Genomic DNA, 21,281 nt, shown 5'->3' with positions numbered 1-21,281 from the left:
GCCGTGGTCCTAAAGGAGAGCGCCCGGCGGTTCGACCCGTTCCTGCTCTCCGAAAGAAATCTTGCCATGACCGAATCTCTCGCTGGCGGCGCTGCCGCCGCGCCGTTCTCGATGCGTGCCGCTGCCACTCTCACCTCTGCTGCCCTCAAGGCCGCCCGACAGATATTGACCGATCTGGAGCGCGGCCGTTGCATCGATGCCGCCGTCCTGCGTGGTGCCATGGAGGCTGCCTTCGGTGCCTCGGACGCGTCCGGCGCCTGGAACTGGAAGACCGCCTATGACGTCTGCGAGGCGGAAACCGTTCTATTCCTTCGCAAGTTCGGCCCGGCAATGCGCGCCAAGGCTGGCACGACTGCCGCGATGCTGCCAATGCTCGCGAAAATCGCGAGCTGTCTGCCAACCCATACGCGGCGTTCCGAGGACAGCCAGGCGTTCCAGCAATTCTCGACGCCGATCCCCCTTGGACTCGCCGTATGCACCGCAGCCGGTATTATGCCTGCCGACCGCGTTCTGGAGCCTTCCGCGGGAACTGGCTTGCTTGCCATCCTTGCCGAGCTCGCCGGCGGCTCTTTGATGTTGAACGAGTTGGCCGAAGGCCGCGCGGCACTGCTCGATCATTTGTTTGCCAACGTTGAGGTCACGCGGTTCGACGCCGCGCAGATCGATGATCACCTCGATGCGAGCGTCGTACCGAGCGTCGTGCTGATGAACCCGCCGTTCTCCGCGGTGGCGAATGTCGATCGACGGATGGCGGATGCCGCCTTCCGGCACATCGCTTCAGCGCTCGCGCGTCTCTGCGCCGGTGGGCGCCTCGTCGCCATCGTCGGCGCGGGCCTTGCGCCGGAAAACCCAACGTGGCTAGAGGCCTTTGTTCGCCTCCAGGAGAGCGCGCGGGTCGTGTTTTCTGCCGCGATCGACGGTGCCGTGTACGCCAAGCACGGCACTCAGTCGGACACGAGGCTGCTCGCAATCGACAAGTTGCCCGCTGCCGATCCGAAGGCATTTCCGGCTTCGCCAGGCATGGCGGGCGATGTCGCCACCTTGCTTGACTGGGTAAGCCAGCATGTGCCTCTGAGGCTGCCAGTCGCCGCGCCGGTCGTAGCCGACGTCATTAGGCGCCCCGCAATGCCCCGATCGGCGGGCGCTTCGGCATCATGTCTGTCGTCCCCTTCGGAAACCCGACCTGCAAATGGCGTCGAACTTACGTACGAGACTGTCGAATGGTCACCGCCGGAAGGCGCCCGACTCACCGATGCGCTTTATGAGGAATACGGATTGCAGTCGATCCGTATACCCGGATCGTGCGTACATCCGACCAAGCTCGTGCAGTCTGCCGCGATGGCGTCTGTTGCGCCGCCGAAGCCGTCCTACCGGCCGCACCTGCCTTGGGCAGTGGTGGCAAATGGAGTTCTGTCGGACGCCCAGATCGAGAGCGTCATTTATGCTGGCGAAGCACATTCCGAATTCCTGGCAGGCTCTTGGACGGTTGACGCGACGTTTGATGTCGTGGCCGCCGCTCGCGATGACGCAGTGAATGCCGTCCGCTTTCGCCGCGGCTGGTTCTTGGGTGACGGCACTGGCGCGGGCAAGGGGCGACAGGTCGCTGGCATCCTGCTCGACAACTGGCTCAAGGGGCGCAGCCGTGCGGTCTGGATCAGCAAGTCCGACAAGCTGATCGAGGACGCGCAGCGCGACTGGTCCGCGCTCGGCATGGAGCGGCTGCTCGTGACGCCTCTGTCCCGGTTTCGCCAGGGCACGCCGATCCGGCTTTCGGAAGGCATCCTTTTTGCCACCTACGCCACGCTACGCACCGACGAACGTGGCGAAAAGCTTTCGCGCGTCAGGCAGATCGTCGAATGGTTGGGCTCGGACTTCGACGGAGTGATCGTCTTCGACGAGAGCCACGCCATGCAGAATGCGGTGGGAGGTAAGGGCGAGCGCGGCGACCAGGCGGCCTCTCACCAGGGGCGCGCGGGCCTGAGGCTCCAGCACGCCTTGCCCGATGCTCGCGTGGTTTATGTGTCGGCGACGGGTGCCACCACGGTCCACAACCTCGCTTATGCCCAACGCCTAGGCCTGTGGGGCGGTGCCGACTTCCCGTTCGTCACACGTGCCGAGTTCGTCGAGGCGATCGAGGAGGGGGGCGTCGCGGCCATGGAGGTGTTGGCGCGCGACCTCAAGGCGCTCGGTCTCTACGCTGCCCGCTCATTGTCCTATGAGGGCGTCGCGTACGAGCTCGTTGAACACCAGCTTACGCCGGAGCAGGTTCGCATCTATGACGCCTATGCCGATGCGTTCAGCATCATCCATAACAATCTCGACGCGGCGATGCGGGCCGCCAACATCACCGGCGAAACCGGAACGCTGAACGGGCAAGCAAAATCCGCCGCCCGCTCGGCCTTCGAGAGCGCAAAGCAGCGCTTCTTCGGTCACCTCCTGACCTCGATGAAGACGCCGTCGCTCGTCCGATCGATCGAGAGCGATCTTGAGGCTGGACACGCCGCGGTCATCCAGATCGTGTCGACGGGAGAAGCGCTGATGGAGCGCCGGCTCGCCGATATCCCGACCGAAGATTGGAGCGACGTCCAGGTCGACATCACCCCGCGCGAGTATGTGCTCGACTATCTCGCCCATTCCTTCCCGGTCCAGCTCTACGAGCCCTTTACAGACTCGGAGGGCAACCTCTGCTCCCGGCCCGTCTATCGGGACGGCCAGCCGGTCCAGAGTCGGGAAGCCGTCGCACGACGCGAGCGCCTCATCGAGAAGCTCGCGTCGTTGCCGCCGGTACCTGGGGCACTGGATCAGGTCATCCAGCGCTTCGGCACTGAACTGGTCGCCGAAGTGACTGGCCGCTCGCGACGCGTCATCCGCAAGGGCCATCGGCTGGTGGTCGAAAACCGCGCCGGTTCGGCCAACCTCGCCGAGACCTCGGCCTTCATGGATGACGTCAAGCGTATCCTCGTATTCTCCGACGCGGGCGGCACGGGGAGGAGCTACCATGCCGAACTGTCGGGGCGGAATCGCCGCTTGCGGGTTCATTACCTGCTCGAGCCCGGCTGGAAGGCCGACGCTGCGATCCAGGGGCTCGGCCGGACCAACCGCACCAACCAGGCGCAGCCGCCGCTGTTTCGTCCTATCGCGACCGACGTGAAGGCGGAAAAGCGCTTCCTCAGCACCATCGCGCGTCGGCTCGACACGTTGGGGGCCATTACGCGCGGCCAGCGCCAGACCGGAGGGCAGGGTCTGTTCCGGCCCGAGGACAATCTCGAAAGCCAGTACGGACGCGATGCGTTGCGTCAACTCTATACGCTGCTGGTGCGAGGCAAGGTCGAGGGATGCTCGCTCGGCAGGTTCGAAGATGCGACCGGCCTGAAGTTGACGGACGCCAATGGGATCAGGGATGACCTGCCGCCGATCACGACCTTCCTGAACAGGTTGTTGGCGCTCACCATCGATCTGCAGAATGTCTTGTTCATCGCCTTCGAGCAGCTCTTGACCGCTCGGATCGAGGGCGCTGTCGCGTCGGGCACCTACGACGCCGGGCTGGAAACGCTCCGCGCCGAGAGCTTTGTCGTCAGCGGCCGGCGGACGATCTATGTCCATCCGGGTACTGGCGCCGAGACCAGGCTGCTCACGATCACCCAGCGACAGCGCAATCACCCTGTGAGCCTGGATAACGCTCTCGATCGCTTTTCCGATCATCGCGCTGTCCTGCTGATCAATGAGCGGTCGGGACGAGTCGCCGTGCAGGTCCCGGCGGCGGGCGTCATGCTCGACGACGGCGAGATCGAGCGCCGCGTCCGCCTGATCCGGCCAATGGAGCAGCACCAGGTCTCCTTGAACATGATGGCGGAGAGCCATTGGGTCGATGCGGACCGTGAACGCTTCGCCGCGGCTTGGCTGGCGGAGCTTACCGAGGTCCCCGAGTTCACGGAAAGCACGATCCACGTCGTCGTGGGCTTGCTGCTACCCATCTGGAAGCGGCTGCCGAACGAATCGACCCGCGTCTATCGGCTCCAGACCGATGCGGGCGAACGCATCATCGGTCGTAAGGTTTCTGCCGCCTGGGTCGCAAACGCCATCTCGGCGGACGCGTCCACGCTGTCACCGGACGCTGCCTTTGCCGCGGTGATGGAGGGACGCACCGTCCTCGACCTCGCGGAAGGGCTCCAGCTTCGCCGAGTCCGGGTGATGGGCGCATGGCGCATCGAACTGTCGGGATTCAACGACACGATGCGCGATCGCCTGCGCGCTTACGGCCTCTTTGGAGAGATTATATCCTGGAAGCTGCGGATGTTCGTGCCCACGGACGCAAGCGGCGTCGGGATCCTGACAAAGGTGCTCGACACCTACCCGGTCGCGCGCGTCAGTGCGCGGGAGGCTGCGTGATGTCCCCCGCGCCTTGCGAACTGGCACGCCGCCTCGCGCGCGAGGCCGAGGCAGTGTGCCGATACTATCTCTCCAATGGCAAGCGAGCGGGGCGGTACTGGGTGGTCGGCGACGTCCGCAACACGCCGGGCCGCTCGATGTTCGTGCGGCTCCAGGAATCGCGGAAGGGACCCGCCGGCAAGTGGACTGACGCTGCGACCGGCGAGCATGGCGACCTCCTCGACATCATCCGCGAATGCCGGGGTTTGCGCGACTTCAGCGAGGTCACCAAGGAAGCGAGGCGGTTTCTGAAGCTGCCTCGTCATGAACCGCAGCTGGCCTCCAAACCCGTTCGTTCGCTTGTACCGACCGGATCGCAGGAAGCCGCTTGTCGGCTCTTTGCAATGTCCAGTCCGATCGAGGGGACCGCGGTTGAAACATACTTGCAACGTCGCGGAATAGCCCGCATCCACCATGGCGGCAGCTTGCGCTTCCACCCACGTTGTTACTAACGACCGGATGCGCATTCGCCGACAGAAATCTGGCCGGCGATGATTGCCTGCGTCACGGACCTCGAGGGGCGGATCACTGGAGCGCACCGAACCTGGCTCGATCCAGACGGCTTTGATCGCACTCGTCTCGGCAAAGCTCCGATCGACACGCCACGACGGGCCATGGGCGACCTGCTCGCCAACGCCGTTCGCTTCGGCGTGGTGGACGACGTGCTCGCTGCCGGCGAGGGAATCGAGACCATGCTTTCATTGCGTTGCGTGCTGCCGACAATGCCTATGGCCGCGGCGCTCTCGGCCAATCACCTCTCGGCCATGATGCTGCCGCCTGGCCTGCGTCGGCTCTATATCGCCCGCGATGCAGATGCTGCCGGAGATGCCGTGCAGGCAACTCTCACCCAGCGCGCGGAAGACGCCGGCATTGAAGCGATTGCGTTGTCGCCCCGGCTGGGCGATTTCAACGAAGACCTGCACATCTTCGGCCTCGAGACCCTCCGAGCAGCGCTGCGACTTCAACTCGTGCCAGAGGACGTCGTCCGCTTCCTGCATTCGGCGACGCTAGCCGCAGAATAGGCCGTGCTTCGATCGACGTTGATTGATCGGTCATAACAGGGCCATTGCCGGAAGCGGGCGCGACCTCGGCCTTCTAGAGGGCGATCGGACGGCAACCGGACCGGGCCGGCAATGGCTACGTCCGGCTATTTTCCGCCGCGCGCCGGCGATGAGCAGGCACATCAGCCATCAGACCGGCGCGCTTTGCATCGCGAAGCAAAATAGCCGGCCTCCGCCATCCTCCGCTGCCGCTTCGGCCCTTGCGGGTTCTGGCCCGTTCCGCCTGCCGTCTGAGTGATCGCCACGAAGGCCGCGATGGGCGCGGCCGATCCGGCAAAGGATCTCTCCGATGACCGACCACGACGACATTGAGCCGCCGCACGCCTCGTCTCCAACTGACCACGTCCTCACCGAACTACAGCTCTTCGGCTACCGTCCCTTCGACGACCAGCCTGACCCACGACCGCTTCCCGAGGGCAAGACGATCGCTGGCGCTGTCGCCGATGTGTTCGACGCCCTGGTCGCGACGTTGAGCGACACGCGGCTCGAACCTGACCTTAACGATCTGCTCTGGTCGACGGTCAACCTGTTCCACCGCGCCGTCGACCGCATCGAACGCCAACTCGACGACAATGAACAAGCGCAGCAGAAGAGCCAGCGCGAGCAGAACGGCTCCGAGGTGCGATCAGTCGAACTCGAGCGCCTGACGGCCGAAGGCATCACGTTGATCGAGCGCCGTGGCTGCCTGGAACTCTTCCGCGACCAGGCCATCGAACGCTTCGAGACTCATACCGGCTCATCGTGGCGCCCTCGATCAGGGTCGCTGGTCAACCACCGCAAGCTCACCGCAGCGATGATCGACTCCCGCGACTTCATCGCAGCGAAGCGTCGTGCTGAAACCGAGGTCTTGTTGCCGCCAGGACCGAAGATCGCACTCACCGGTGGACTCGACTTCAATGACCACCACCTCATCTGGGACCGCCTCGACAAGGTCCACGCCAAGCATCGCGACATGGTTCTTCTCCATGGCGGCTCGCCCAAAGGAGCCGAACTGATTGCCTCCAAATGGGCGACCAGCCGCAAGGTGCCACAGATCGCTTTCAAGCCCGATTGGACCAAGCACGCCAAGGCGGCGCCCTTCAAGCGCAACGACGCCATGCTCGAACTCCTGCCGATCGGCGTCATGCACTTCCCAGGCACGGGAATCCAGGACAACCTCGCCGACAAGGCGAAGCGGCTCGGCATCCCTGTCTGGAGGTTCGGCGGCGCGTGAGCGTCGTTCGCCGTCGATCCATCGAAGCGGAGTTGCATGCGCCGCAACTCCGCCTCGTTTCGATTTTAGGTCTGAGGTTGCGCCGTGGTGGTGGTGGAAGGCGCGACTGCTCGATCTATGCACATGGAGCCACCACCATGCTCGCCCTTGGGCTTGTTCTCAACACACTCGGCATTGGCTTGTTCTGCTGGGCGATCGTTGCGCCCGCTGTGTATGCGCTGCCGTTTTTCGTCGCGCTGAGCATCGGGATGACGGCGTTTCAGAACGGCGCCGGCCTCATTGGCGCTCTGCTCATCGGAACGGCCATTGGTGCGCTGACCCTTGTCCTCGGTCAGGTCGCCGTCGCTGTCACTCGTTCCTTGGCCTTGCGCATCGCCGTCGCGACCGCATTTGCCGTCCCAGCTACCGTCGCCGGCTACCATGTGGTGTTCGCGGTGTCCCACATCGGAGTGCCTTCGCTGGCCTGGCGTGAGGTCTTCGCTTGCATCGGCGCAGTTTGCATTGGCGTTACCTCATGGAAGCGCTTGATGGTTTTGGCGGAGACTCGCCCGCCCTCCCAAGCAGTTCTTACGGCCGCACGGCCCGAGGGATAACCGTTTTCCGCCTTCATCGTCGAACAGGTGCGCTTAGATCGGCACGGTGAACGGGAGATGATAGAAGGCTGAGCGCGAGCGAGGCAGGCCTCCTCTGAACTCCTCGATCAATAACCTGGTATTCGGTCAGGTCCACGCATCCGCGGCGCAGCGGTGTTAACTTCGGTCCGTTCCTGAGAGACGATGCCGCCCTTTGCAGGAGATTGTTTCTCTTTCCGCGCTGAATCGTTCCGACCTCTTGTTCATCAAAGCCGAGATAAGCCACGCTTCTCCAGAGATTGTGGTTCAGCACGCGGACGCACGTGGCCTCGTTGATGGCTTGATCTGGCCGAAGACCGGCTTCGCCTCGATCGTCTGAGCCGCAACGCCGTTGATGCGACTTTCTTCCCCTGGGCTTCGCCCATTCCTCGCGAGGCAAGAAAGTCGCCACAACGGCGTCCTCCGCTGCGCTCCGGCCCGCGGGCGGGTGCGTCGCCGATCGTCCTCGGCCTCCAGATCGCCATCGAGGCCGCGGTGGTCGCGGGCTCGAAACACAACAGGAGAAGTGACATGGCTAACATCGGTTCTTTCAAGAAGGTCGGTAACGATTTCCAGGGCGAGATCGTCACTCTGAGCCTGCAGGCCAAGGGCGTCCGCATCGTCGCCGAGACGAACCGGTCTAACGACAACGCCCCGAGCCATCGCATCTACGTGGGCCGCGCGGAGATCGGGGCAGCCTGGTCGAAGCGCTCGGAAGAGGGCCGCGACTACCTCTCGCTCAAGCTCGACGACCCCTCCTTCAACGCGCCGATCTACGCGAACCTGTTCGACGACGAAGGTGGTGAGGGCTACACCCTGCTCTGGTCGCGGCCCCGCAAGAACGGCGAGTAGATCGCCCGCTCAGCCCTGCCCGGACCATCCGGGCGGGGTTTTTGCTTCCGAGGTTGCAAAACAAGATCGAAGTGCCGCGTGTTGCCGCCAAAGCCGAGCCCGTGCCGGCCAGCAGTGCATTTTCTTCCAGCGTTAGCGGCTGACGATTCTTCAGTTCGCCTTTGGCGAGGTAAATGCCCGCCCAAGCGCAGGCTTACTTTAAGCAGGAGTCGAACTCTGTCCCTTTTTGCTGTCCGGGGTGGGGCGCACTAGCAGATCGGATGCTTCAACCCCGAGAACCCGCGCAAGACGGTCCACCACATCCACCCCGGCGGAATAGCGGCATCTTTCGATCGAACTGACATAAGTGCGATCTATTTTGCGCGATGCGCCAGCTCTTCCTGCGACAAGCCTTTTGCCTGCCGAAGCTTCCGCACATTCAGCGCCAAAACCTCGCGAACCTTCATAGCCCAGAAGGCAGCGCCTTGAAGAGTATTTCTCCACGGAGTATTCTCTACAAAAGAGAGGATCAAAGCGCCTCGACGTCGCTACCCAAAAGGTATTTCATCTGTGGTATGCATAAAACCTGTAGACCAGTGGGCGGCGCGACACGACAATGCTTGTCGGGATTCGCTAGATCGAAGCTTCTAGGACCGTAGGAGTTTTATGCTGTGTCGCCGCGTAGTCCAGAAGTTGCAGATTTGGCCCCCGACGAGCCGACGCTGACGTCCTACGACGAGGAACATGCCGTCACGTATATGCGTCTCCTCGACGCCGATGCAGAAAACGCCGACTGGCGCGAGGTCGCGCGGATCGTCCTTCACCTTGATCCCAACCTCGAGCCGGATCGCGCTCGGCGGAGTTTCGACAGTCATCTGGCACGTGCAAAGTGGGCCGCGCGCCATGGCTATCGTCACTTGCTGCAGAAGGGATGGCCGAAGGATGAAAGATGAATTTAGTTTGAAGCAAATGTGATTTCTTGATGTCGGCCGATAGCAGGCAAATCGGTCTATAGAGCAAACTTATCTATACAACCTTAAATAGTCGCAATTGTCATGCTGCAATTCCTTGCGCTCGTAAAGTGGGGAATAAGTTACGATGTCAGCCTTCGACTGGAGATCAGAGTCTGCCTATGACGGGGTCTATGGGGCAGAGACAATGGATATTGCGTGGGAGTGGCTTCGCCGCGATGGCGAGTACCAGGAGGCCTATAGAGGCCTGACCGGTGACCAGCGATCGAGCGCGGTGAGCGCCGATTTCCGGCAACGATGGGGGTTGTCTTTTCGCAGCTGACCCGCAAAAGCCTTTCGATCAGCAGTCAATCTTCTGGTCACCCGAGGCTCTGTCTACCGTGCTGAGACTCCGCACGGTGGTCGCGCCTTCGGATTCCAGGGGGTTCGATCTCGATCCGAAGATGCTGCGACGTGGTGAACTTCGTCATGCATCGGACGGATGGCATGCCATCCTGCCGTTGGGAGGGGCGAGTCACCGCCTATGGCTGCAAGACTTGCCGGCGATCGGTTCACCCATCGCCGTCGAGCTGCAACTCGATTCCGATTTCGACGTTCGAGCGCGCGCGGCACTTCGACTTTGGTTGGCGCTCGAACGGCGCCCAACCGGGCCATCTCTTCTTGCACTTTCCGTGCAGCGATGACAGCGGCTGATCCTCGCCATGCGCGCACTGGATGGCTGGCTGGAAGGACATAGCTATCGCGACATCGCAACCGGATTGTTCGGGCGCCAGCGGGTTCCCGAGCGAGGCTGGAAGACCTTCGACTTGCGCAACCGCACGATACGCTTGGTTCAAACAGGGGTGTCGATGATGCGCGGGGGCTATCGCGCGCTGCTGGGACGAGCAAAGCGAATTCGGTAGATCATCTTCCGAAGCGTCCCATCCGCGGCAGGGTATCGAAAATCGATCTCCTCATGTTCGGCATCCCCCTACGCAGGTCCACTCCGCCATCATGACCGCCGACGCGCGCCACAAGTCGGGAGCGCGCCAGATGATCACGGAGCCCTTCAAATGTCCGATCCGAACGCCGGCTTGCCGCCGCGATACCTGCGCACGCCCGAAGCCGCGCGATTTCTCGGCCTATCCGGCCGCACCTTGGAGAAGCATCGCACCTACGGCACGGGCCCCACCTACCGCAAGCTCGGCGGTCGTGTCGTCTATGCGGTCGATGACCTCAAGGCGTGGGTCGATCGCGGCGCCCAGACGTCAACCAGCGATCCTGGAGGCGGGGGGGGTGTTGCCCGCAAAGCGGCACGTCCCCATTCCCTATGCGGGCAAAGAGCGGCGCTGATCCATGTCTGACAGCAAATCATCTGCACACCGCCGTCGCTCCGAGCGCGATCAACTCGATCTATTCCGTGCGCTTCCCGGCGATCTTGCGCCGCGCGACGCACAGGACCTGATGGCTTATCCGTTCTTTTCGTTGGCGAAGTCCAAGCGGATCATGCCGATCGATTTCCACGTGGGAACGATCTCGATTCGTGTCGAAGCCGTGCCGGAACACGGCATGGCGACAATCTGGGACGCCGATGTCCTGATCTGGGCCGCTTCGCAGATTGTCGAAGCACGCGATGCCGGGCTGAAGACGTCCAGGCTGATGGCCGCAACGCCCTACGAGATCCTGACGTTCGTCGGCCGTGGCACCAGCGTGCGCGATTACGACCGCCTCAAGGCTGCGCTCGACCGGCTGCAGTCGACCACTGTAATGACATCAATCCGCCAGCCGACGGAACGCAGGCGGCATCGTTTCTCCCGGATCAATGAATGGAAAGAGACGGCAGACTTGCACGGCCAGCCCCGCGGGCTGGAGCTCATTCTGCCAGATTGGTTCTACACCGGCGTCCTGAACGAAGCCCTCGTCCTTACGATCGACCGTGCGTATTTCGATCTTACGGGCGGACTGGAGCGCTGGCTCTATCGTCTGGTGCGCAAGCATGGCGGTCGCCAGGAAGGCGGCTGGAGCTTCGATATGGTGCATCTCCACGCGAAGTCCGGCAGCTTGTCGCCGCTCAAGCATTTCGCGTACGACCTGCGCCAGATCGTCCGTCGCCAAACGCTGCCGGGTTACCAACTCGTCATCACATGCGATCCAAAGGGCACCGAGCGACTGAACTTTGCGCCGGCCCTCATCGATCCCGTTGCGAAACGGCCGCGTGAGCGCGACGTCCGTGAACCGGGGGATAAGCTGTGAATCAACTCGTGCTATCGGGGACCAAGACTCTCGTGCCATCGGGGACCGGATCCTCGTGCCATCAGGGACCGAAATCCGAGCCAACACTTTGCCACGCAAGGACTTCTCGCTCTCTTAACATTCCTAACATACTGACACTAACTTCTTGTTGTGAATCAGTACGTTGTGAACAAGTCGGCCGCGAGTGCTTTGAGGATGCCTCATGCCTCCACTCTCTCACGCGCAAAGCTTCGCTGCAATACGATTGTTGTCGCCAATGCACGCGCGCGGGCGCGATCGCGCGCAAATTTGCGCGATCGTCGGAGTCGGGGTCACCGCATCACGATCGTTGCTTTCCTTTGCGGCCACTCGCTCGTCGAGGAGAACTCGCTAACATCCGTGGTCGGCGCGACGGCCACCACAAGCCGGAATCTGAGGAATGGGCGGTCAGGCTAACCAGCGCCGTGCTTGATGGCTTCAAATGTCGGCATGAAGCCGCCGCCGGCAAGAAAAGTTGCGATCTCACCCAAATCCCCGTCTCCTCGGGAGACGCCGCTCCGCCGTGGCGGAAGGAAAAGGCGCGCGTGGAAGCGGCCGGGTCGCGGAGGCCCTTACATCGCCGCAGCGACCCGGCCGCGCTTGCCGCCGGCGCCAAACCGGAAGGTCGTGCCACTGCTCCAGATCTTATGCAGCAGCACAGCGAGCGCGCGCGCCACGGCCGTCGCGGCGCGCTTCAAACCCTTCTTCCTGGCCAGCCGCAGGCCCCACAGCCGCAGCTTAAAGTTCTTCGGAATGCGCGTCAGGATCGCGATCGCCGCCTCATACAGCATCGCCCGCGTCAGTTCGTCGCCGCATTTGGAGATGCTGCCGATCCGGTCGGTCTGTCCGGATTGGTAGCGCCGCGGCGTCAAGCCGAAATGGGCGCCGACATTGCTCGACTTCTTGAATCGTGCGGGATCGTCGACGGTGGCGCGGAAGGTCAGCGCCACGAGCGCGCCGACACCGGGCACGGTCATCATCCGCCGCACAGCGTTGTCGCTGCGCGCCGCCGCCAGCGCCAGGCGCTGCAGCTTTGCCAGCTGCAGCCGCATCGCGCTTCTAGCGTCCAGCAACGGTGCAAACGCTGTGCAGGAGAGATAACGCGGGCGTTCCGTTGTATCGGCTGACGGCAGCGCGGTTCATTCACGCATCGAATCCGTCTGCGATCGGCCGCGCCAGACCGCTTTCCTTCTTGGCTATATGGAGCTGCAACATGAATGACGTCACGACCGTCGAGCTTATGTGGGTCGAAAAGCGCATCGAGAACCGGACCCGCTTCGGCCATCCGGTTCGCGAGCAGATCGTTGACCGTCATCGCCGTGTCCTCTCGTTCGCACCCGGCAGCATGTTCGCGTTCGTCCGTTGGACCTCCAACGACTTCGGCACAGTGCTATCGCGCGTCGATATTCTGCGCGCGGCGGAACCTGGTCGGCGCTACTCGACGGTCCCTTGGATCAATCCCGGCGGCGAGAGCCTGCTGCGCTTATCCAGTTGGCCGAAGGTCGAGCGCGTCCTGCAGCTCATCGATGCCGTCGAGGCGCTCGGCATCGATCCGGCCGACGCTGCTCCCGACTATTGGCATCACGTACACAACCGTCTCTCCGTCAACGAGACGCCAAGAGGCTACACCCGCGCCCGTCACCAGGCGTGGCTGCATCGGCGGAGGGTAGGGTCATGACCAACTGAATGTGCACCATCGCCATGAGTCTTGGAGCGCTAACCCTTGTGGTCGCTACGATCGACGAAGCTCCTCCGTCTTATGTCTGGAACGTCTCAGAGAGCGTTCCGCTCGGTCTGTATCGTTTGCAACCGCTCAAGCAACTGACCGTCACCGAGCTCGTGGCAATTCAAACGCCGGAGCCGCTTGCGAGCTTTCTCGACTGGAACGGCTATCTGCCGATCGGCGTGCCGATGCTCAAGCGAGTCCTGGCCTTGCCGGGACAGACCGTCTGCAGGAGCGGGCTCACAATCACGGTCGATAGCATCGAGATGGGGCAAGCCCGCGAAGGCGATAGGCGCGGCCGGCCATTGCCAAGCTGGCAGGGGTGCCGCGTTATCGACGCCGGCGAGATCTTCGTCATGAATTGGCAGTCGGTCGACTCCTTGGACGGTCGGTATTTCGGGCCCATCCCCGCATCTGCGGTCATTGGCCATGCGCTTCCGATCTGGACCAAGGAGGAGTGAGCATGCCGATCTCGCTTCGTGCAGTTGCACCTCTTCCGTCTTGCCGCTCGCGACAGCCTTTCCCCTTCTCGGGCAATTCCCCGAAGCCCGGCGTGTATAGCGGCGCTTCGGGGAAACGCCGAGGCCGCCACTTCTGTGCGATGTGCTGGGCAGCCGCGACTTCAGCCACACGACTCCCATCGCTCACAGTTGTGGTCGGCCTTATCGCCGCGTTGATGACAGTCGAATTGCCCTCACGGGCGGCAGCCGAAAACCTATCGGCTGCGCCTTCGCCGGAGATCCCGCCAGTCACCTCATACGCGCCATTTGTGACCGAGGCATCTCGCCGGTTTGCGATCCCGGAACACTGGATCCGCACCGTGATGAAGGTCGAAAGTGGCGGCAATGCGCAGGCGATATCGCTTCGGGGTGCGCTTGGCTTGATGCAGATCATGCCAGAGACCTGGGTCGAACTTAGCGTTCGCTACGAGTTCAGCTCCGATCCTTTTGATCCCCGTGAGAACATTTTGGCAGGGACAGCCTACCTACGCGAGATGCTCGACCGCTTCGGCTTAGAAGGGTTCCTTGCTGCCTACAACGCAGGCCCGGGCCGCTACGAGCAGCTCTTGGCAACAGGCCGTCGGCTGCCCGAAGAGACGTTGGTCTACGTCCGAACGATCCAATCGGAGATTGGAATCGAGCGCGGGCAATCCGGAGCTCCGCTTACCGTGCCCGCTGCTTCTCGGTTGCGAGACGCGCCCCCGGTGGGGCCGTCGACGAGTTCTTCCGCTGGCAATCGCTCGGCAACGATTGCACGACAGATTGGTCGCTCCAGGGAGATGCCCAACGCGGATGTGTCTGCGTTGATACCTCGTGCGACTGGTCTGTTTGTGCAGTTTTCAAGCGCGGTAGCATCAAGATGATCGCACTCGCGCTCTGTCGGAGGTTGTCGAATGTTTTCGTACGTTCGGCAGTTGGAGGGATGACGCAGGGGATGGCCGACCGGGGATGGCAAGGGAAAAGGCCGGCCGTCGGTCCGGCCTATGTGGTTGGTTGGGTTCGAGGATTTGGTCATGCCGGCGGTGCCCTCTGCCGGCGCTCTTTGCGATTCATCGAACGAAATCAACCCTTCTCGCGCCAGACGTCCAGGCCAGGGCAAGGTTTCCGGCCGTGACGGCGCGCGACGACGATGTCCGCATTCGTCCTGGACGCATCCACCACGGCAACCGCGGCGGCAAACGTCCGCAGACGTTTGTCGGCGAGGTGATGCGGTCCGCAAAGAGGGCGGGGCATGTCGGCAACAGTTTCCGATCGAGCCAGGCGCGCAGCCGCTCCCGGTTCGGGCGCGGCCGACGCGCAGCGGTCTCGATCCGCTTGCGTTCGAATGCCCGGCGGGTGGTGACGAAAGCACGCGTCGTGCGTCATAAGGGCTCACGCTTTCGATCCGCGCCGCTGTCCAAGCACCTCGCATATCTCAAGCGCGATGGAGTCACGCGCGATGGCGAAGACTCCAGGATGTTCGACGCGGCCTCCGATGCGGCAGACGAGCGTGCCTTCGCCGCGCGTTGCGAAGATGATCGCCATCATTTCCGGTTCATCATTTCCCCGGAGGGCGGGGCCGCGCTCGGTGACCTCAAAGCGTTCACGCGCGAGTTGATGCGCGACGTCGAGAGGGATCTCGGAACCAGGCTCGACTGGATCGCTGTAGATCACTGGAATACGGACAATCCGCATGTCCATGTTCTCATCCGCGGGCGTGCCGATGACGGTCAGGACCTTGTCATTAGCCGCGAGTACATCAGCCGCGGTTTTCGCGATCGCGCGGCCGACCGCGTCACCCTTGAACTCGGCCCTCGCAGTGAACTGGAAATTCGCACGAGCCTCGAGCGGGAGGTGGATGCGGAGCGCTGGACCAGCCTCGACCGGGCGCTACGCGACGTCTCCGACGCGTCCGGCGGCGTAGCAGACCTTAGGCCGAGCCAAGATGTCAGAGATCCCGAACTGCACCGGCTATTGATCGGCAGGGCGGGCAAGCTTGAGCGCCTTGGCCTGGCAGAGCCTGCCGGCCCCGCCTGTTGGACCTTGAAACCGGGTCTTGAACAGACACTTCGCCAGCTAGGCATGCGCGGTGACATCATCAAGACGATGCACCAGGCCTTGAAAGGTACCGGTCGCGAGCCGGACGTCAGCACCTTTGCCCTTCACGGCGAAGAACCAGCCGATCCGATCCTGGGCCGCCTCGTTCAACGCGGTCTCGATGATGAGCTCAAAGGGTCCGCTTATGCGATTGTCGCAGGCATCGACGGCCGCACGCACCACGTGCGCTTTGCAGACCTCGAGATGACCGGCGATGCGCCGACTGGCGCCGTCGTCGAGGCGCGCGTCTATGATGACGCAAACGGGCGCCGGCGGGTATCGCTCGCCATCCGCTCGGATCTGTCCATCGAGGAACAGGTGGTGGCGAGAGGCAGCACCTGGCTCGACCGCCAGCTTCTCGCCAAGGACTCGCCGCTTGGCGCCGCCGGTTTTGGTGCGGAGGTTCGCGATGCGATGAAGGCGCGCGTCGATCACCTCATCGAGCAGGGGCTGGCCCGCCGGCAGGGGCAGCGCTTTATTTTCGCACGCGACTTGCTCGCGACGTTGCGGCGGCGGGAGTTGCAGGAGGCAGGTAGCCGGCTCGGGGCCGAAACCGGGCGCGGCCACCGTTTTGCTGCTGAGGGCGATTCTATTTCCGGCATCTACAGGCAACGAGTGACCCTCGCCTCGGGGCGCTTTGCCATGATCGATGATGGCCTCGGTTTCCAACTCGTGCCGTGGCGGCCAGCCCTGGAGCAGCACCTTGGAAAACAGGTGACCGGCGTCATGATGCCAGGCGGCAGGATCGATTGGGATTTTGGTCGTAAGCGCGGACTGGGCCTCTAGCCGGATCGATCGGATCCTGATCTGTCCGATTTCTGCGCGGGAACCGCACAACGCACCCTTGTGGGCGTCTTGTCCTTGATGTCGCGCGGATAGCCCTGCTGCATCTCGGCCATGTCAACAACCAAAGTGCTTTGGGGTCAGATTACCCTTGTCCTTACCATCGTGCTCATCACCATGTGGGCAGCGACGCAATGGGTTGCCTGGAGGCTCGGATTTCAACCGCGACTTGGGTCCCCCTGGTTTGAGCTCGGCATGCCCATCTACCTTCCGCCCGCCTTCTTCTGGTGGTGGTATGCATATGATGCCTATGCCCCCAAAATCTTCGTCGAGGGCGCCTGCATCGCGGCGTCCGGCGGGGTGATCTCGATCTTTGTCGCCTTCGGCATGTCGATCTGGCGGGCGCAGGAGGCGCAGACCGCTGCCACCTTTGGTTCTGCCCGGTGGGCGCTGCAAAACGAAATCCGTAGCGCGCAGCTCTTGGGCCCAGACGGTGTCGTGCTCGGCCGGTTTGATCGCAACTACTTGCGACACGATGGCCCCGAGCATGTGCTCTGCTTCGCACCGACGCGGTCGGGCAAGGGTGTCGGCCTCGTGGTACCGACGCTTCTGACATGGCCGGGCAGTTGCATCGTCCATGACATCAAGGGCGAGAATTGGCATCTGACCTCCGGCTTCCGCGCCCGCCACGGAAAAGTGGTGCTGTTTGATCCCACCAACCGCAACTCGGCGGCCTATAATCCCCTCCTGGAGGTCCGTCGCGGTGAGTGGGAAGTTCGGGACGTCCAAAGTATCGCCGACGTGCTGGTCGATCCGGAAGGCGCCTTGGAACGGCGCAGCCATTGGGAGAAGACCAGCCATTCCCTGCTCGTCGGCGCGATCCTGCACGTCCTTTACGCCGAGCAGGACAAGACCCTGGCTGGCGTCGCAAAATTCCTGTCGGATCCCAAGCGCCCGATCGAGGCGACCTTGCGCGCGATGATGTCGACGGCTCATCTTGGCGATGCCGGCGTTCATCCGGTGATCGCCTCCGCGGCTCGCGAGCTTCTGAACAAGAGCGAAAACGAACGCTCTGGCGTGCTTTCCACCGCGATGTCATTCCTTGGGCTCTACCGCGATCCGGTTGTGGCGCAGGTTACGCGCCACAGCGAATGGCGGATCCGTGACCTGGTGGAGGCAGACCAGCCGACAACCCTCTATCTCGTCGTACCGCCATCCGACATCAGCCGGACCAAGCCGCTCGTGCGGCTAATCCTCAACCAGATCGGCCGCCGCTTGACGGAAGATTTGAATGCCAAGGGGCGCCGGCATCGTGTGCTGCTGATGCTCGACGAGTTTCCGGCCCTGGGTAGGCTGGACTTCTTCGAGTCGGCGCTCGCGTTCATGGCGGGCTACGGGCTCAAGAGTTTCTTGATCGCCCAGTCACTCAACCAGATCGAGAAGGCTTATGGCCCGAACAATTCGATCCTGGACAACTGCCATGTCCGCGTGTCCTTCGCCACCAATGACGAACGGACCGCGCGACGCGTGTCGGAGGCGCTGGGAACCGCGACCGAATTGCGCGCGATGAAGAACTATGCCGGCCATAGGTTAAGCCCGTGGCTCGGTCACCTCATGGTGTCGCGGCAGGAGACGGCGCGTCCTCTCCTGACGCCTGGCGAGGTGATGCAATTGCCGCCGGACGATGAATTGGTTCTGATTTCGGGGTGCCCCCCGATCCGCGCGAAGAAGGCGCGCTACTACGAAGACCCGCGGTTTCGCGAGCGGGTGCTTCCGCCGGCCACGTCGGGTGGGGCAGAGGATCGTGTTCGGTCTCTGGAGGATGACTGGAGCAAGTTGCCCCTGCGGGTCACCCCGCGCGACACGCAGAAGCCAAAGGTTCAAGAACAGCAAAGGGGATCTAGCGACGATCCCGCCAATGGTGGCATTAGGCGGGAGCCAGAGCTTCCCGTGCATGAGGACGTGGTGCCAGATCGGACTCCCGTGAAGACCGAGTTCGAATTCACCGACGAGGATTCCGATGATGACATCCAGCGCGCAGGCGAATTGCGCCGCGCGGTGGCAGGCGTAGCCCGTCAAGCTGCGATGGATCCCGATGATGGCCTTGATCTCTAAGGTGAGGCGATGCGGACCAAGCATACATTTCGCCTACCACCCGATCTCGCCAGCCAGTTAGCGGACTATGCCAACCGGAAGCGGGTGCCACAGGCCCTCGTCGTCGAATCGGCACTGTCATCATTCCTCTCCCCGGATGGCTCCGAGCGCATGGAAGCGGCCCTAGGCCGACGGTTGGACCGGCTCACGCGCCAGGTCGAGCGTCTCGAGCGTCACGTGACGATCTCAAATGAAGCGCTGGCGTTGTTCGTCCGCTTCTGGCTGACGGCGACGCCGCCTGTGCCGGATACCGCACAACCTGCTGCACAGGCCAAAGGACGCGAGCGCTATGAAGGGTTCATCGAAGCCTTGGGCCGGCGGCTCGCCCGAGGCCAGAGCCTCGCGCAGGAAATCGCCCTGGACGTCGAGCCGCGTGTTCGGCCGGCCGACAAACCTGATCCTGCCTGATCGGTCCGCCAATTCTTTCTTTCGCTATGCCAGACTACGACATCGATGCCTGTGCGGTTGAAGCAATCGCAGGACTGTCCCTTCTGTCCCCTGCCGCCGCTGAAGACGGCTTATTCGTTTGATCGGATCTCGCCTCGCTGATTGCGTTCGCGAGCTGCACCGATCGATTCAGTTGCACGGGGAGGGGAGATCATGACGGCCGACAGCGAACGCGATGGACAGGTCAGTCTGAGCTTGGATCAAACTGAGCCGAACACTTCGCCGATCCAGACTGAGACTCCCCGAACCAGAAGAGTTAGTATTCAGCGCTCCGAGAGGATTTTCGAGCGCTTGGAAGCTGCAACCGGCCAGCCGGGTGCCGGCAAGAGCATGGTCGTAGAGGCCGCTCTCGAACGCTTCCTCAATCCGGCTCCGCCTGTCGAAGGAATGCTTCACGAGGCCCTCCATCGGATCGGCGATCAGATTGAACGCCTGGAAAGCGAACTTGCGATCATCGCCGAGACGGTCGCACTGCATGCCCGGTATCACCTCACGGTGACACCCCCGATGCCGCCATCGCAGCAGCCCGACGCGTGCGTGCTGGGTGATCTGCGGTTCAAGGCCCTGGCCGAGCAAGTGGATCGGCGTGTGCGATCGCGCCAGCCACTGATACGGGAGACGATCGCCCGTCTCGGCGTGACCGAGCGCGCCGTCTCTCCGCCTGAGAGCGATGGGGAAGCTGTGCGCGGTCGTCCCGAAGATCAGACTGACATCCTCCCGGAGGTCGCTCCAAACTTGAAATCCGAGCAGATGGCTGCCGTCCAGGAGGACGGCAGCAACCGCAACTTTCGATATTTGCCAAACGCGTTCCGCTGAGTCGACTGAGGCGGCCGGAAGGAGGGCCGGCCAGGCGCTCGTCCCATCTGCGGCACCCGCAATGTCCGCGGCAAGTGCCGCAGGCCGACTTCCAAATTGGCGGCTGGTACTCAACGTTTTCCTGCCGTTCGCGGCAGGCTACTATCTCTCCTATCTGTTCCGAACGATCAATTCGCTCATTTCTGAACCTATGGCGGCCGACCTAGGTCTGGACGCCGGCAGTCTCGGGCTGCTGACATCGGTGTATTTCCTGATCTTTGGAGCCGCCCAGATTCCCATCGGAATCCTGTTGGACCGTTTTGGTCCGCGCCGCGTCCAGAGCGCTTTGTTGCTGGCGGCGGCTCTGGGTGCCGCTCTGTTCGGTGCTTCGAACGGATTTCTGTCGCTCCTGCTCGCCCGCGCCATGATTGGTTTAGGCGTCGCGGCCGCCTTGATGGCTGGGCTGAAAGCGATCGTTCTCTGGTTTCCCAGAGAACGGGTCGCGCTGATGAACGGCTATATGATCATGCTCGGTGCTTTGGGAGCGGTGACGGCAACCCGACCTGCCGAATGGTTGCTGAACTCGATGGGTTGGCGCGGAATATTCGGGGTTTTGGCGATCGCAACGCTCGCAGCCGCCCTTTTGATCGTTCTAGCCGCTCCAGAGAGCAAGATCACGCAGCAAGCACGACCGGCGGGTCTCCGGCTGCATGTGATCTTCACGGACCGACGTTTCTGGCGAATTGCACCTCTTTCCGCGAGCTGCGTTGGGGCGGCCTGGTCGTTGCAGGCATTGTGGGCAGCACCCTGGCTCACGGACGTCGAGGGACTGAACCGCGAAGCCTTGGTGACCCAATTGTTCGCGATGGCGATCGGCATATGCGTCAGCGCGTTGCTCCTGGGCACCATTGCCGACCGGTTGCGAAGACGTGGCATCTGCTCGGAATCGTTACTGGCACTGGTGGCGCTATCGTTCGTGTTGGCCGAACTCGCCCTTATCCTGCATCTACCGCTCCCGTTGATGTTGCCATGGTCGGTCGTAACGGTTGTCGGCGCCGCGACTGTTCTCAGCTACGCGACGATCGCGGAATACTTTCCAACAGAGCTCGCGGCTCGGGCCAATGGAAGTCTCAACGTCTTGCATTTCGGGTGGGCCTTCGCGGTCCAGTCTGGAACCGGGTTCATACTCGAGCAATGGCCCGCTCAAGATGGGCACCATCCACTGATAGCTTACCAAGTTGCCTTTGGATTGAGCGTTGCGGTTCAGATCGCGGCGCTGGCCTGGTTTAGTGTTCCCTGGATTCGAGAATTGGTTGGGTGGATCATCAGAAACCTCTCGCATCACGGCTCAGGACATGAAGACCCGCTTGAAGCAATCATTCCACCTGTCGAAATCTCGATCATGGACGCGCACGAGTGTGGGGAATGGTAGCGCCAT

Annotated in this window: 16 protein-coding genes and 4 pseudogenes; 18 read left to right on the top strand and 2 right to left on the bottom strand. The window is 62.6% G+C overall.

The features are described from left to right. Positions 1-66: 66 nt before the first annotated feature. From QA640_RS33190 to QA640_RS33165, 6 genes and pseudogenes are all read left to right on the top strand, one after another. The gene (locus tag QA640_RS33190; RefSeq protein ID WP_283037022.1) at positions 67-4,389 is read left to right on the top strand and encodes a strawberry notch-like NTP hydrolase domain-containing protein; all 4,323 of its coding nucleotides are present in this window, start codon (positions 67-69) and stop codon (positions 4,387-4,389) included. After that, positions 4,389-5,450: pseudogene (locus tag QA640_RS33185) on the top strand (toprim domain-containing protein). Before QA640_RS33190 ends, QA640_RS33185 begins: the two are co-directional and overlap by 1 nt. 328 nt (positions 5,451-5,778) lie before the next feature. Next, a complete protein-coding gene (locus QA640_RS33180; protein WP_283037021.1) occupies positions 5,779-6,702 on the top strand; it encodes a DUF2493 domain-containing protein in 924 nt (307 codons plus the stop codon). Next, positions 6,699-7,295: a hypothetical protein gene (locus QA640_RS33175; RefSeq protein WP_349253652.1), complete on the top strand. Its 597-nt coding sequence runs from the start codon at positions 6,699-6,701 to the stop codon at positions 7,293-7,295. Before QA640_RS33180 ends, QA640_RS33175 begins: the two co-directional genes overlap by 4 nt. Positions 7,296-7,488: 193 nt before the next feature. Continuing rightward, a complete protein-coding gene (locus tag QA640_RS33170; protein ID WP_283037020.1) occupies positions 7,489-7,653 on the top strand; it encodes a hypothetical protein in 165 nt (54 codons plus the stop codon). 191 nt (positions 7,654-7,844) lie between these two features. Further along, on the top strand, positions 7,845-8,165 hold the full coding sequence (locus QA640_RS33165) for a DUF736 domain-containing protein (protein WP_018454792.1): 321 nt from the start codon (positions 7,845-7,847) through the stop codon (positions 8,163-8,165). Between the two features lie 198 nt (positions 8,166-8,363). Here the strand turns inward: QA640_RS33165 and QA640_RS33160 are convergent. Continuing rightward, positions 8,364-8,611: pseudogene (locus QA640_RS33160) on the bottom strand (helix-turn-helix transcriptional regulator). Between the two features lie 234 nt (positions 8,612-8,845). On the opposite strand from QA640_RS33160, the gene QA640_RS33155 reads away from it, so the two are divergent. The 4 genes and pseudogenes from QA640_RS33155 (at position 8,846) to QA640_RS33140 (ending at position 11,347) form a co-directional block, all read left to right on the top strand. Further along, positions 8,846-9,097 (top strand): DUF2285 domain-containing protein, encoded by a 252-nt coding sequence (locus tag QA640_RS33155; protein ID WP_349253651.1) that lies wholly within the window; start codon positions 8,846-8,848, stop codon positions 9,095-9,097. Positions 9,098-9,816: 719 nt separating this feature from the next. Continuing rightward, on the top strand, positions 9,817-10,017 hold the full coding sequence (locus QA640_RS48400; protein WP_349253650.1) for a DUF2285 domain-containing protein: 201 nt from the start codon (positions 9,817-9,819) through the stop codon (positions 10,015-10,017). A gap of 150 nt (positions 10,018-10,167) precedes the next feature. Beyond that, a pseudogene (locus QA640_RS33145) lies at positions 10,168-10,447 on the top strand (helix-turn-helix domain-containing protein). A 3-nt stretch (positions 10,448-10,450) separates the two neighbouring features. After that, positions 10,451-11,347 carry a replication initiator protein A gene (locus tag QA640_RS33140; RefSeq protein WP_283037018.1) on the top strand — a complete coding sequence of 299 codons (897 nt, stop codon included), beginning with the start codon at positions 10,451-10,453 and terminating at the stop codon, positions 11,345-11,347. Positions 11,348-11,937: 590 nt separating this feature from the next. Here the strand turns inward: QA640_RS33140 and QA640_RS33135 are convergent. After that, a pseudogene (locus QA640_RS33135) lies at positions 11,938-12,351 on the bottom strand (transposase); the annotation flags it as partial. Positions 12,352-12,578: 227 nt separating this feature from the next. On the opposite strand from QA640_RS33135, the gene QA640_RS33130 reads away from it, so the two are divergent. The 8 genes from QA640_RS33130 to QA640_RS33095 all read left to right on the top strand — a co-directional run bounded on the left by QA640_RS33130 (position 12,579) and on the right by QA640_RS33095 (position 21,275). After that, positions 12,579-13,043 (top strand): DUF2840 domain-containing protein, encoded by a 465-nt coding sequence (locus QA640_RS33130; protein ID WP_283037017.1) that lies wholly within the window; start codon positions 12,579-12,581, stop codon positions 13,041-13,043. Between the two features lie 23 nt (positions 13,044-13,066). Then, on the top strand, positions 13,067-13,549 hold the full coding sequence (locus QA640_RS33125; RefSeq protein WP_283042956.1) for a S26 family signal peptidase: 483 nt from the start codon (positions 13,067-13,069) through the stop codon (positions 13,547-13,549). A 191-nt stretch (positions 13,550-13,740) separates the two neighbouring features. Continuing rightward, positions 13,741-14,451 (top strand): lytic transglycosylase domain-containing protein, encoded by a 711-nt coding sequence (locus QA640_RS33120; RefSeq protein ID WP_283037016.1) that lies wholly within the window; start codon positions 13,741-13,743, stop codon positions 14,449-14,451. Positions 14,452-14,698: 247 nt separating this feature from the next. Further along, on the top strand, positions 14,699-16,450 hold the full coding sequence (locus QA640_RS33115; protein ID WP_283037015.1) for a VirD2 family relaxase/mobilization nuclease: 1,752 nt from the start codon (positions 14,699-14,701) through the stop codon (positions 16,448-16,450). Positions 16,451-16,561: 111 nt separating this feature from the next. Next, on the top strand, positions 16,562-18,562 hold the full coding sequence (locus QA640_RS33110) for a conjugal transfer protein TraG (protein ID WP_283037014.1): 2,001 nt from the start codon (positions 16,562-16,564) through the stop codon (positions 18,560-18,562). A 9-nt stretch (positions 18,563-18,571) separates the two neighbouring features. Further along, on the top strand, positions 18,572-19,009 hold the full coding sequence (locus QA640_RS33105) for a CopG family transcriptional regulator (protein ID WP_283037013.1): 438 nt from the start codon (positions 18,572-18,574) through the stop codon (positions 19,007-19,009). Between the two features lie 192 nt (positions 19,010-19,201). Next, positions 19,202-19,864 (top strand): hypothetical protein, encoded by a 663-nt coding sequence (locus QA640_RS33100; protein WP_283037012.1) that lies wholly within the window; start codon positions 19,202-19,204, stop codon positions 19,862-19,864. Between the two features lie 61 nt (positions 19,865-19,925). Next, the gene (locus QA640_RS33095; protein WP_283037011.1) at positions 19,926-21,275 is read left to right on the top strand and encodes an MFS transporter; all 1,350 of its coding nucleotides are present in this window, start codon (positions 19,926-19,928) and stop codon (positions 21,273-21,275) included. Positions 21,276-21,281: the final 6 nt, after the last annotated feature.

This window comes from Bradyrhizobium sp. CB82, from assembly GCF_029714405.1.
Taxonomy (GTDB): domain Bacteria; phylum Pseudomonadota; class Alphaproteobacteria; order Rhizobiales; family Xanthobacteraceae; genus Bradyrhizobium.
This window is presented reverse-complemented; position numbering and strand designations above follow the sequence as displayed.